Source organism: Rhizobium sp. SG570 (assembly GCF_012275345.1).
Lineage (GTDB): Bacteria > Pseudomonadota > Alphaproteobacteria > Rhizobiales > Rhizobiaceae > Rhizobium > Rhizobium lusitanum.
This window is the reverse complement of the sequence record NZ_JAAZQI010000010.1, coordinates 85670-98315: the sequence shown is the minus strand read 5'-3', so window position 1 is coordinate 98315 and position 12646 is coordinate 85670. Positions and strand designations below refer to the sequence as shown.

General features: G+C 56.2%; 10 protein-coding genes. 5 read left to right on the top strand and 5 right to left on the bottom strand.

The window, feature by feature from the left end; translation table 11 throughout:
- Positions 1 to 170 precede the first annotated feature (170 nt).
- Positions 171 to 1241, top strand: coding sequence for a lysylphosphatidylglycerol synthase transmembrane domain-containing protein (locus FHT28_RS20345; RefSeq protein WP_246704907.1), 1071 nt, complete (start codon positions 171 to 173; stop codon positions 1239 to 1241).
- Positions 1242 to 1445: 204 nt separating this feature from the next.
- Here the strand turns inward: FHT28_RS20345 and FHT28_RS36865 are convergent, their stop codons facing one another.
- The 5 genes from FHT28_RS36865 to FHT28_RS20315 all read right to left on the bottom strand — a co-directional run bounded on the left by FHT28_RS36865 (position 1446) and on the right by FHT28_RS20315 (position 6073).
- Positions 1446 to 2408 carry a PAS domain S-box protein gene (locus FHT28_RS36865; protein ID WP_168597181.1) on the bottom strand — a complete coding sequence of 321 codons (963 nt, stop codon included), beginning with the start codon at positions 2406 to 2408 and terminating at the stop codon, positions 1446 to 1448.
- 926 nt (positions 2409 to 3334) lie between these two features.
- Entirely contained in the window at positions 3335 to 4372 is a 1038-nt protein-coding gene (locus FHT28_RS20330) for a fatty acid desaturase (protein WP_168597180.1), read from the bottom strand.
- Positions 4372 to 4602: a DUF4167 domain-containing protein gene (locus FHT28_RS36280; protein ID WP_234903931.1), complete on the bottom strand. Its 231-nt coding sequence runs from the start codon at positions 4600 to 4602 to the stop codon at positions 4372 to 4374. The genes FHT28_RS20330 and FHT28_RS36280 overlap by 1 nt, the downstream gene beginning before the upstream one ends.
- 444 nt (positions 4603 to 5046) lie before the next feature.
- On the bottom strand, positions 5047 to 5367 hold the full coding sequence (locus FHT28_RS20320; RefSeq protein ID WP_168597179.1) for a hypothetical protein: 321 nt from the start codon (positions 5365 to 5367) through the stop codon (positions 5047 to 5049).
- Between the two features lie 70 nt (positions 5368 to 5437).
- Positions 5438 to 6073 (bottom strand): DUF1684 domain-containing protein, encoded by a 636-nt coding sequence (locus tag FHT28_RS20315; RefSeq protein ID WP_168597178.1) that lies wholly within the window; start codon positions 6071 to 6073, stop codon positions 5438 to 5440.
- Positions 6074 to 7036: 963 nt separating this feature from the next.
- Between FHT28_RS20315 and FHT28_RS20310 the strand changes: the two genes are divergently transcribed.
- The 4 genes from FHT28_RS20310 to FHT28_RS20295 are packed head-to-tail and all read left to right on the top strand — an operon-like array spanning position 7037 to position 12598.
- Positions 7037 to 8452, top strand: a complete 1416-nt coding sequence (locus FHT28_RS20310) for a TolC family outer membrane protein (protein ID WP_092574556.1) — start codon at positions 7037 to 7039, stop codon at positions 8450 to 8452.
- A 29-nt stretch (positions 8453 to 8481) separates the two neighbouring features.
- Positions 8482 to 10635 (top strand): type I secretion system permease/ATPase, encoded by a 2154-nt coding sequence (locus FHT28_RS20305; protein WP_168597177.1) that lies wholly within the window; start codon positions 8482 to 8484, stop codon positions 10633 to 10635.
- Positions 10632 to 11936: an HlyD family type I secretion periplasmic adaptor subunit gene (locus FHT28_RS20300; RefSeq protein ID WP_092574555.1), complete on the top strand. Its 1305-nt coding sequence runs from the start codon at positions 10632 to 10634 to the stop codon at positions 11934 to 11936. Before FHT28_RS20305 ends, FHT28_RS20300 begins: the two co-directional genes overlap by 4 nt.
- Positions 11937 to 11977: 41 nt before the next feature.
- Positions 11978 to 12598, top strand: coding sequence for a ribbon-helix-helix domain-containing protein (locus FHT28_RS20295; protein WP_234903929.1), 621 nt, complete (start codon positions 11978 to 11980; stop codon positions 12596 to 12598).
- The last annotated feature ends 48 nt before the right edge of the window (positions 12599 to 12646 follow it).

The window sequence follows — 12646 nt, the reverse complement described above, 5'->3', positions numbered from 1 at the left end:
GCGGACTGCGAGTTTCTCGATCTTACGGACGCTGCCTGCCGGTTTATCAGAGCAAATCCGATCCGGGGTTCTTTGGACGGCTCTTATAAACGTCCATGAATTTAAGGATGACGGCAGCCTCCCACGAGATGGAGCCTGTGTCTTTGTGGGTGGCTTATCGGATGGATGACATGAAAGGCGCGGAAGCGCCAATATCGACGATCAAGGAAGATTTATTACCCGCCGAGCTTTTGAAGGCTGCGACGCCCGGAGCAAGTATGAAATTCGGCGTCCTCACCGGCTGGGCGCTCGGTTTTCTGGCGCTGGGCGGGCTCATCCTCTTTGTTCTTCATTTCAGCGACTTCAGGGCGTTCACAACCACGCTGATGGCCGCCGACCCGATCTGGCTTGTTGCCGCCGCCCTGTGTCAGGTCCTGACCTACATCTCTGCCGCGGCCGTTTGGGCGCGGGTTCTCAAACGCGCCGGATCGGTTATCGGGATGCCAAGCCTCTTGAGACTAGCGCTGCTCGAACTTTTCGCCAATCAGGCGATACCCACAGGCGGCCTCAGCGGCAGCATTATCGTCGTTCGTGGCCTGATCCATCGTGGCGTGGCATCCTCAGTCGCCGTTACTGCCCTGCTGGTTGCGGCGCTTTCCTACTACGCGGCCTATCTGCTCGTCGGTTTGCTCGCCTTTGTGCTGCTGTGGAACATGGCCGACCTAAGCCGTGCCTTGATGTCGATGTCCGCCATATTCCTCGGCGTCATCATCCTGTTGGCTGGCGCGGTGATCGCGTTGACGCGATCGCGCGGCCGCTTCATCCCTAAGGCTGCGCTGGGATGGAAGCCGGTGGCGCGGATGGTGGCAATGTTCGCCAATATACGCGCCGACATTTTCTACGACGGTCGCCTAATCTTCGAAACCATCGCATTGCAGACCGCGATATTCCTGCTCGATGCGGCCACCCTCTGGTGTGCGGCGAAAGCGGTCAGTCTTTCCATCGAGCCGCCAAAAGTCTTTATCAGTTTCATAATGGGCTCGGTCGTATCAACCCTCTCGCCTGTGCCGATGGGGCTGGGAACCTTTGAGGCGACTTGCACGGCAATGCTGCATTTTCTCGGCGGCACGGTCGAAGCTAGCCTCGCCGCCACGCTGGTCCTGCGCGGCTTCACGCTCTGGCTCCCGATGCTGCCGGGCCTGTGGTTCATGCGACACGAGGCAAAGTTAGCGTCTGAACCGCATGTCCAGACCATTGGCTAAAGCCCAGGAACAAATCATTAAAAGCGTCTATCAACGAAGACGTTCGACGGCAGTGTGCAGCAACGCAACTTCGCGTTCAGTGAGTGGGCGTTCCGGGTGCTGCATATGTTATCCAGCGGAGCCCGAGCTGCGCGATCGAAAGAAATAGCGCCATGCCTGATCGCATAAATAACCGAATGCGGAGGCCAGCTCAACTTAAGTGCTTCATTCGGGGTGAGAGAGAATAGAAGATGGGGCATTCAGGTTCCAGGACATGCCGATCGGAGTGAAGGCGAGATCCGCAGTCCCACCGCAAGCTGCGGGAACGATCGATTTGAGAATGACGGAGCCGAAGCCCTGCCGCTCCGACGGAGCGACCGGCGGCCCGTTGCGCTCGGCCCAATGGAACTGAAAAAGCTTTGCCGCTTCGTCCACTGACCAATGGATATAGACCTTCCCGGTCGGCACAGTAAGCGCTCCATGTTTGACCGCATTTGTCGCAAGTTCATGGATTGCCAATGCGAGATATTCAGCCGGCGCCGGTTGCAACCGGACATCCGGGCCGGCAATCTCTATTTGAGGCGTATCCTGTCTTACCACGAATGAAATTTGAGATCGAACGAGGTCGTTTATCAGGGCCGCCTTCCACTTCTCCTTCTCGAAAACCTGATATGATATAGACAGGCAACGAAGACGTTGCTCCAAAGATGCCTGGAAATCGGCAACAGAAGCGGTGTTTTTGGCAATCTGGCGAGAAATTGCCCCGATAATCGCGAACATGTTCCTGGCGCGATGCGTCAGTTCGTTGACGAAAAGCTCGGCAACCTCCGCCCGTTCACGGGCGGGATTTTCTAAGATCGAAACGAGGACGGCGGTTTCAGATATTTCCAGCGAAATCGGACTTAGCGCAATGTCGACCAATACGTCGGTGCCATCGCGCTTTCGCGCGGTCAGCCTTCGCCCTTCTGCCATTGGGCGCGACCTGGCATGTGACATGAAATCCATTCTGAGCCGTTCGTGGCGCTGTCTGATATCCCTTGGCACCAGTATCTCGATCGGCTCGCCAACCAACGTCTCTTTCGTGTAACCGAACAATTGTTCAGCAGCGCTGTTGACGTGGTGTATTTTCCCCATCCTATCCACCACGAGCATTGCCGCTGGAGCATGCTCGAATATAGCTCTTGCCACGAGTGTGGTCGGCTCCGATTACTGAGCGGCTTCCCTGCCGGACCCGGTAGTCGCCAGGCTGCTCTCCGTGACATCTGGTTCAACTTGCGGTTTCGTAGCTCCAAGGGTGTCTTTTTCGCCCATGATTCTCCGTCTCGTTTTCTGGATCCCCGAAATCCCAAGCGGGCACGAGAACATGACTATCGATTGGAAGTCAGCCTGAAAGCCTTGAGCACCTCTCGAGGCCCCGGCTATGGGATAGGGCGTTGAGCCTGTGTTCGACTATATTTTGCTCTGAAGCGTAGCTCGTTAATCCCGGCGTTTGACGATCCCCGCAGCGACCGCGTTAAGATGTCTTGCTACGAACAAAACAATCACAAACTGAAAGAGATATTTTTTATTTGCCGAAAACCAGCATTGACGGAGATCAATCTAATCCGCGTGCAAGTGCACTATATTTAACGGGTGCCGGCTGGAGTGGTCGGCTTGGCGTTAGCCGGGCTGGGATGGCACCTTTTCGCTACGACGAGGACCGCTTGAAAACGAGTAGCAGTCAGGAATGAGCTGCCTTCTGTACCTCCGCTTTGTTGTTGAGTAGTTGTCTGGCGCGAAGGTGGATTTTTCGAATCAAGCCGAGGGTAAGGTAGCGAGGCTCCGGACCAACAGGAAGTTGAGGATGAGACCCCTGACGTGGTCGTTTGCGGCGCAAGAGGTCTCTCCAGCCTTTTGCAACTCATTCTTGGCAGCGTGTCGACAAAGATCGCCCATTGATGCCCTGTGACCTGCATAACCGTTCATCGACCCACCGCATGAGGCCCGACGACTGTTGCGACCGCCATCAGGGAACACTGTGCGCCATCCGTTGGTGAAGCTGATCTCCATACCCTTTTCGCGTTTTCAGCGAACCAGGTCGTTCTCCAATGTCCATTGATCTTGAAAGCAGGTCGCTAAGCCGCGCCTGTGATCCTGGCAGCCTCGCGAAACGAAACCAGCCTTCGACTGCGGTCGTCCCATAGAACCAGCTTCACGCAGCGCAGGCTTTGCCACAGCGTGATCCTGCCGATGTCGCCGAGTTCCGGGTGGTCTCGCAACACTTCCGGCAGCCGATAATAGGGGATCCGGCTGGAGAGATGGTGCACATGGTGAATGCCGATATTGCCGGTTAACCACCGCAGGATGAGCGGGAGATCATAGTGGGAGGCGCCATGCAAGGCAGCTTTCGGAAACCGCCATTCCGGTTCTTTCGACCAGTGCGTCTCCTCGAACTGATGTTGCACGTAGAAGAGCCAGATCCCGACAGCCGCAGCCAACAGAACGATCGGCAGGTGGGTAAGGAGAAAAGACCCGAGGCCGATTGCCCAGATCATCAGGGCTGCGATCGCCGCCACCGCGACGTTGGTGGCCATGGTCGACATCCAGGGGAGGACACCGTCGCGCATCATACCGACTGGCAGGCGTTGTTGGAACAGGAAGAGCCAGGCGGGTCCAATGCCGAACATCACCAGGGGATGTCGATAGAGACGATATCGAATCCGCCCCCATCGGGAGCGTGCGTTGTATTCGCCCACGGTGAGCGTGGTTATGTCGCCGACGCCGCGCTCGTCGAGATTTCCGGCGGAGGCATGATGCGCTGCATGTGCCTTGCGCCAGTAATCGTAAGGGGTGAGAGTGAGGACGCCAAGAACACGCCCCGTCCAATCGTCGAAGCGACGGCGCGCGAAGAAGGAGCCGTGGCCACAATCGTGCTGGATCATGAACAGGCGCAGCAAAAATGCTGCGGCAGGAACAATCAGGATCAGGCCCCACCAGAAGCCATAATGCACTGCCAACCAGGCCAGCATCCAGAAGACGACGAAGGGAACGGCAGTTATCAGCAGTTCGAAGGTGCTGCGGCCTGTATGCGGCGTGCGGTATTTCGCGAGGATTTTCAGCCAGGCTTTTTCGTCCGAACCGTCGGCAGACTGGGGTAATAACGGTGTGCTCATTATCCGCGACCTGCCTTCTGCGCGGCAGCCATGCGGTAGTAATGTTCGGCGTGCTGGTAGAGGTTCTCGGCCTCGATCCGGTCGCCGGCCTGGGCGCTTTCGCGCGCCAGGAGCATATATTGCTCATATCGTCGTTTGAGATCCCCGGAGATCGTGTGCGCTGCGGGAGCGGCAAGCGCGCGGGCCGGCTTATGTCCTGGGCCGCGGGAATTATAGCGTGGTGAATTCAAGTAACAGTTCAAGCCTCGATAAGGCTTGCTCCTCAAAGGTCGTAAATCGGGAATGATTGACAGCGACTGATGCCGGCTTTCGCCAATGATATCGCCGCCTGTGGCGCGGCGTCGCGGCCCTGGATTATACATAAGTCGCCACGTGGGCCGTTTCAAGTCACGCTAGGCAGCTATCCGCGTGAGAAGGGTGAGGCCGAAGATGGTTGCTCGCAAATGCCGCAGGCAACCAAGAACGGCTATTGCTTCGGAACCTGATCGATGATGCGCGACGCGAGCTTGCTCGCCTGGAGAATCTTTGGCGCATCTCCTGTCCGAATCTTCAAATTTCCCTTCGTTGGGCGGAGAAGGAGAAATGCTGCTGGATCATGCCGTCGTGGCCCATTATGCGGACTTCGGAAGTTTACGGATATGGAATGATCAGACCCGCAGCCTCTGTCTCATCGATCAAACCATCGCCAGCCAGATATTTAAGGTAACTTTGACCGGTACAAAGCTGGCATTGAACCCAACAGGCTTTGGTTCGACGAGAAACTGTTTCCGACCGACATCTTTCCGAATATTGACCTGGAAATCGATGAGGACCTCAAAGAGTATCGGGTTATCATGATCGTTCGGGATGGCGGTGGTAGCATTAAATACCAAGGCAACTGGACATGCGCGGATTGTTTCCTCCATGCATGTTGGAAGAACGTTGACCTGGCGCTTGCCGATCACGAGGGGAAAATCAATCGTGTCCGTACGGGGGGGGATTTCGTCCCTTACCAAAATCACCGGCTTCCTTCGCGACCTCGGAATGGCCGAATACGAACATTCAGACTCCTGGCCCTGGCACCTATCATGTCGAGATAGGAAGCCGTTCCCCGGCTCTGACTGCGCCTTTCAGTCGATTGCCCGATGGCGCCAATGGGCAGACATAGCGGGACGAATAGGCACACGAAGGAAAATAGCAAAAGTTGAAATCGAGCACTAGTGTGCCGCCTGGACTGACAACTCCGAGATCCGCTCCCTTGATGGTGTCGAGGAGATATCGGCCACCGCCATAGGTCTCGGTCCCGGAGGTCGCGTCGACAAACGGCAGGAATACGCCACCGCCGTACCCCTCAATCCAGTAGAGCGTCAATTCTCCGCCCAATCTGGCCCCCAGCCCGCTCGTACGGGCGAACGTATACATCGAGAGGTCACCGTCGTCTCCTGTTGCGACGGTTATCCGTTCCGGCGTTACCGGAACGAGCTGAACCGTCAGGCGCAACGAGGGATCATAAGGAAATGTAGTGGGTCCTTCGAATGTCTTGCGGTCCGCCGATTCAATTGGCGACTGAGGATGGTCGCGAAACATGGTCGAACGGGTGTCACACCAAAGCCGCCAGGCAGCAGCCGCGTCTGGGTTGGAACGGACCTCGTAATAGAGATTTGCGATCTTCTCGCGCCACTCCCACAGTTGTAGTGTTTCGTTCAAATCATTTCCTCCCATGTCGGAAATTACGTCGCTCGTTTATCGAAGCGCACGCCCAACCATCTCGGCGCAACTATTTATTTGCCGGTTTGCTCTGCTACGTGACTACTTACGACGCGTATTTGGGGTGGCATGTCAGCAAGGACCAGACCACAGCTAAAAATCTTCCAGCATATTGAAGGCGAGTTCGACCGCATCTTCAACGACGATGGCCACGGCTGTGAAAAAGCATCCAAGGGTGACCCCGTGGACACCGGATTTAAGCCATTGAAAAATATTTTGTTCTTTCGGAATCTAGCGGTCATATCGGCGTCGCCCATCGCGCCATGGATGTTCCGATTTTCCTAATAATTTCAAATTGTTGCGGGGGACCTTGATGGGGTCATTGTTCAGAGCCGGTACGCAGGCGATGAATTTGCGGCTTTGAAAAAGCCATGGCGATTCTTCGCTCAAGCCTAAATTAGCCTAGGAAGAATCTATTGGCGCTGCCATTTACCCTTTATCGACCCGCCTCGGCCCTCTGTAGACGGTCTGCGGCTGCGCTCTGGTTGCAGTACCGTGCGATGCAGCGAGTCATGCGAGAGACCCGAAGTAACAATCGTCAGAACATCCCAACTCCTGGGAGCATTCGCGTGCCGATGAGCGGTTTCTAATATTTCCAGTCTTAAGATCGTTTTAAATTGATTTTTCGCGCGTATCGCTGGCTAGAAACCATGTACATTCTCTGTATGGCTGAATATTAGTATTGTTGCGATCATGCGACACATTGCGTTAACAGTGTTAATAACCAAAAATAGTCAATAGATTGATGCCATCAAGGCTTGCACTCCCCGACATTAACTGTTTCAGGAGATTGCATCGAAATCTATTTTACAAGTAGATGTGATGTCGTCTACGCTTGTAGGTGAATAAGATTTATAAAATGTATCTTTGAAGTATAATTTGGGGAAGGGCGTGGTTTTGGCTTATAAGATGCGATTGATGGCGGCAATCGGGATTTCGATGGCCGTGACTTCTTTATCAAGTGGTTCTGCTGGCGCTATGACATTGCAGCAGGCAATTGAAAAGACAATGAAAACCAATCCGCAAATCATGCAAGCGGCGCAGAATCGGGAAGCAACCGAGTTTCAATTACGTCAGGCGAGGGGGCTTTACTTGCCGTCTGTCGATCTCGAGTCCGGTTATGGTCGGAGGAGACTGTCGGATGTCACATCAGGAGCTTTGTCGCGCACCAATGAGTACCTGAATCCTGCTGACGTAAGCTTGACTATTACGCAGACTTTATTTGACGGCGGCGACCGCAAGGCGCAGAAGGACAAGCAGGCGGCCCGTGTCGACGGTGCATCCTTCCGCGTCCAACAGCGGTCGGAAGCTTTGGCGCTGGAAGTTACTCAGGATTATCTTGAATATCTGCTGCAGACGGAGATCGTCGCGGCTGCTGCAAAGAACGTCGCCTTCCACAAACAGATGGTTGGCAATATCGAGGATAGCATCAAGGGCGGGGCCCTCACCGACGCCGATCGTCTTCAGGGACGTGAACGCCTGCAGGCCGCTGATGCCCGCCTTCAGGAAGCAAAGAAGGAGCTCGACGCGACGAAGATCCGTTTTCTCCAGGTTGTCGGCGAGTCGATCAGCAATGCGGATCGCCCGGCTTCCGTCGCGCGATACCTGCCCAAGACGCTGGATGACGCGGTCTTCATCGCTCAAAAGAACAATCCGCAGATCTCATCGGCCAAAGCTGATGTCAATGCTGCGGACGCCGACGTGCGCGGTTCCAAGTCCGCATTCCTGCCGCGGCTGGACCTTGTCGGCAGCGCCCGTATCGGTGACGATGTCGACGGCAACAAGGGTAACACAAGCGACGTCCAGGTGGGGGTCGTGGCCAAATGGAACCTGTATCATGGTGGCATAGATACGGCCCATCAACAGGAGCTGGTTCGTCGTGCCTCCGAACAGCGTTTTGCGCTGAGCCAGACCTACCGCGAGGTCGACGAGTCCGTCCGCTCCGCTTGGAACGAGCGTACCAACCAAGGTCAGCTGGCGCATATCTTGGATGGGCAGGAAAAGACAAACGCTCAGCTCGTCACGTCCTATCGCGAGCAATTCAAGGTCGGTCAGCGCTCGCTGCTTGATCTACTGGATGCCCAGAACACCCGCTTCAACACCGAGGTTTTGGCCAAGACGGCGGAAGTGGCGTCACTCTTTGCAGAATACAAGATCCTTGCCGCATCGGGCAGCCTGCTGTCGACGATGAAGCTGAAGCCGGTCGATCAGGCGACGCCTTATGCCCGTGATCAGTTCGCCGTTTCGTCGAATACGGCCGATCCTGGATATCCCAAATACGACTCGCACCAGAAGCCCGGCCTGCCGATGGATCTGCTCGAGCCGATTCGTTAATTGTTACAATCCGCATTGGATAGTACGTCATGTTGAACGTAGCACCTGGCGTATCTGCGAGCGTATCGCTGCTGACATTCAAATCGGCATTTAAATCTGTCGCTGCGTTTTACGGTCGTCCGAACTCGGATACTGTGCTGTTTTCGGGCGTCCCGGATGAAATTCTGGAAGCCATGGATTTGGACGATATCGAACGGCTGTCTGAGCGCGTCGGTCTGCAGGTCCTGAAGCATACGGAACGAGATTGTCGGCTGGGCAATTTCGAGTGTCCGGCCATCGTCATCTTTGCTGATGGCGGTGTTCTGCCGTTGCTCGAAACGACCGAAAGTGGTTCTTACATTACTGAACTCACGCCCCTCGTCGGGACAGTGACCTGCCTGACGCAGGACGAACTCACGGCGCTCAACCCGCGATCGGCATTCGCCTTCACACTCTACTATCAAAACTCTTCGGACGATGCGCGCGTCGGCCACGCTATGGAGATCGAGAAACGGCACTGGTTGGCAACGGCGCTGGTACCTTATTGGCGCACCTATGCCCGCGTCATGTTAGCGGCACTGTTCATCAACGTCATCGCACTGGCATCGCCGCTTTTCACTATGAATGTCTATGACCGGGTCCTGCCGAACAAGGCATTTCCAACGCTCTGGGTCCTGACCGCCGGCATCTCATTGGCCTATCTTTTCGATTTTCTGCTGAAGACAGCCCGAGCGTCGCTGATCGACTATGCAGGCCGCAAGGCGGATCTGCGGCTGTCGCAGTTGATCTTCGACAAGATTCTCAACTCGACGCTGGCGTCCCGCCCGCTGTCGACCGGAGAATATGCCAATCGCGTAACGCAATATGAATTCGTGCGCGAGTTCTTCACCTCGAACACGATCGGGGTGTTGATCGATAGCCTCTTCGTCGTGATCTTCCTTGTCGTCATCTATTTGATCGCCGGCTGGCTCGTGATCATTCCGGCCGTTGCTTTCATCCTTTCGGTGGCAATCGGTCTCGTGGCACAGGCCCAAATTGGCAAGCGCATGGCAACGGCAACGAACGAAGCCTCACGCCGCCAGTCGCTGCTTGTGGAGACGATTTCGACGATCGAGACATTGAAGAGCCTCCGCGCCGAGGCGACGATGCTGCGCCGCTGGCAGGAGCTGACGAAATATTCGAGCCGGACCAGCGAGGATATTAAGCACATCTCGTCGAACGCCATGAACATGACGATGTTTTTGCAACAAATGGTCAGCGTGTTCATCGTCATTGCGGGTACGTATGAATTTGCCGACGGGAAAATCGCCATGGGCGCGATCGTTGCAACCGTCATGTTGGCGAGTCGCGCCGGCGCGCCCTTCGGGCAGATCGCCATGACGCTGGCGCGCTTCCGCCAGGCCACCATGTCGCTGCGCATTCTCGACAAGATCATGGAGCAGCCTGATGACCGCCCGTCGACCGCCGGCTTTGTCAACCGGCAGATCAGTAGCGGCGGATTCAGCTTCCAGAATGTTTCCTTCCAATATCCGGGCTCTGACCAGGCGGTCCTCAATCAGCTGTCCTTCACGGTTGCACCTGGCGAAAAGATCGGGATCATTGGCCGCATCGGTTCGGGCAAGACGACCCTGGGCAGGCTCCTTGACGGTCTTTTTCAGCCGGTCAGCGGCCGCGTGCTGATCGATGGGGTCGATATACGCCAATATCATGTGGCGGAGGTGCGTGCCGCCGTCGCTGTCGCAGGCCAGTCGTCGGACCTGTTCTCCGGCACCGTAAAGGAGAACCTGCTGCTCGGCCGGGCAGATGCCACCGATGACGAGCTTCTGGCGGTATCACAAATGACCGGCGTTGAGGAGTTCGTCTCCGTACACCCCCGCGGTTTCGATATGCCGGTTGGCGAGCGCGGTGCAAACCTGTCGAACGGCCAGAAGCAGGCATTGACTATCGCGCGCCTGCTCCTGACCCGCCCGAGGATCGTCTTCCTGGATGAGCCGTCGGGCGCGATGGACCTGGCGAGCGAACGCCACCTTATCAGCAAGCTGAGCAATGCGTTCGGCCCGCAAACGACGCTGCTAGTTGCGACTCATCGTCATAGCATGTTGGAGCTGGTCGACAGGCTGATCGTCATCGACAAGGGCCGCATCATCGCCGATGGGCCCAAAAATGCAGTCATCGAGGCGATGCAGCGCAAGGCAGTGCAATGATGCGTGCCTCTCACCGCAATATCCATGACAATCCCCCATTCTTTGCCCGTCTGATCCTTGGCCTCTGTGCCTTGATGATCGTCGCTTTCGTTGCCTGGGCGGCCTTTGCCGACATCGACGAGATCGCGCGCGGCGAGGGGAAGGTGATACCGGTATCGAAGACGCAGATTATACAATCCTCTGAGCCCGGTATCGTCCAACAGATCAATGTCAATCTCGGACAGGTCGTCCACAAGGGCGATATGCTGGTCCAGCTCGACAATACAACGACGGCATCGACACTCGGCGAATCGGTTGCCAAGGCTCGCTCGCTTGGTGCCAAAGTAGAGCGCCTGGCCCTGGAGGAGGCGGGTGCTTTCGACGCACAGTTCGTCTGCCCGGCCGATATTCTTGCTACCGCAAAAACTGTCTGCGATAACGAAGAAAAGCTCTTCGAGGCAGATCGCGCTTCCTACAAGAACAAACTTGATGTTCTCCATCAGCGTCTGAAGCAACATCAGAACGAGTTGGACGAAGCCCGCGCCAACATAGACCGCTTGACGCAGAATATTGTCGGCGCCCAAAAGCAATATGATCTGCTGAGGCCGCTCGGTGAGAAAAAGCTCGTTGCTCAAACGGAGGTCCTCAAGGTCCAGCGAGACCTTGTCGACCTGCAAGGGCAGCTTAAAGTCTATGTCGAAAGTCTCGATCGTCTGCATGCGGCCATAAATGAGGCGACATTACAGGTCGCCGATCTAGGGTTGCAGCTACGACAGCAGGCCCTTACCGACAAGGGACAAGCACTGTCGGAACTTTCCGTCGTCGACGAGACAATCCGCGGGGCGTCCGATCGGGTCAAGCATACGGATATTCGTTCTCCGGTCGACGGCATCGTCAATACGTTGGAGGTCAACACGATCGGCGCATATGTCGACGCCGGCAAGGTCATCGCCGGCGTCGTCCCGACAGCGGACATTCTGTTGATCGAGGCGAAGATTTCGCCACGCGACGTTGCTTTCGTGCGCATCGGCCAGCCGGCGGTCATCAAGATCTCGGCCTATGATTTCTCGATCTTCGGCGCTCTGGACGGTAAGGTCGTCAACATCTCCGCCGACAGCCTTGTCGAAAAGGACAAGAACGAAACCTATTACCTCGTGCGCATCAAGACCGACAAATCGGCGCTGGAACGCGACGGCAAGCACTATCCGATTATCCCAGGCATGGTGGCTTCGGCCGAGATCATGACCGGCCGCAAAACGATCCTGGCCTATCTGATGAAGCCGATTAACAAGGCGCGGTCCGAAGCGCTGACGGAACGGTGAGGACAGTCATGCGCAAAGGAGGCGGGAAGGAAGACGCTGCTATGATAGTCCGGGAGGAAGCCCTTCCATCGGTCGACGGTGATGAACTGGAGCCACGCTTCCGCGCCATAACCGGTGGCGGCGAGCGTCGTGGCATTCGACTGGAGGGAATTTATTGGGATGGCCTCGGACGAATGTCGGAGGCCGGCGGCATCAGCATCGGTGACCTGGTTTCCAACACGGCGGCAGAAATGCCAGAGACTGGCAATCTCACGTCCTTACTGCGGGTGCTGAGCTTTAAATGGGCGTTAAGTCGCCTCAATGCCGTCGAAGATATCGCATCGCTAACCAATCTCAACGCCGTCCTTCAGGCGTCGCCGACACCCGCAGTGGTACTGACGCAAGAGCGAGGGATCAAGCTCTTCAATGATGCCTTCTTGAAGATGCTGCGTCATCGCCTGCCGCTGATCGATGATGTTCAGCAGACGGCGCGCACGCTACGCCTGTCGATTGACACCCAGATCCAAGAGGTCCTTTCCATCCTATCGGTCAATCGTGGCAAGACAGTGAACACCGGCTTCAAGATCGGCTTCGGTTCGCAATCGCTGAAGGGCCAGATCAGTCTGGCGTTGGCGCCGACGCACGAGGCGTTGATGCTGATCGGCTATCTTTCCGTCTACTGAGAATGCCATCGCTTTGTTATGCGCGAAGCTTGCTTCGGAAGGCCTGGA

Coding starts and splice junctions, on each gene's coding strand:
- FHT28_RS20345 (WP_246704907.1), top strand. CDS start 171: ATGAAAGGCGCGGAAGCGCCAATATCGACGATCAAGGAAGATTTATTA.
- FHT28_RS20330 (WP_168597180.1), bottom strand. CDS start 4,372: ATGAGCACACCGTTATTACCCCAGTCTGCCGACGGTTCGGACGAAAAA.
- FHT28_RS20315 (WP_168597178.1), bottom strand. CDS start 6,073: ATGGGAGGAAATGATTTGAACGAAACACTACAACTGTGGGAGTGGCGC.
- FHT28_RS20310 (WP_092574556.1), top strand. CDS start 7,037: ATGGCGGCAATCGGGATTTCGATGGCCGTGACTTCTTTATCAAGTGGT.
- FHT28_RS20305 (WP_168597177.1), top strand. CDS start 8,482: ATGTTGAACGTAGCACCTGGCGTATCTGCGAGCGTATCGCTGCTGACA.
- FHT28_RS20300 (WP_092574555.1), top strand. CDS start 10,632: ATGATGCGTGCCTCTCACCGCAATATCCATGACAATCCCCCATTCTTT.
- FHT28_RS20295 (WP_234903929.1), top strand. CDS start 11,978: ATGATAGTCCGGGAGGAAGCCCTTCCATCGGTCGACGGTGATGAACTG.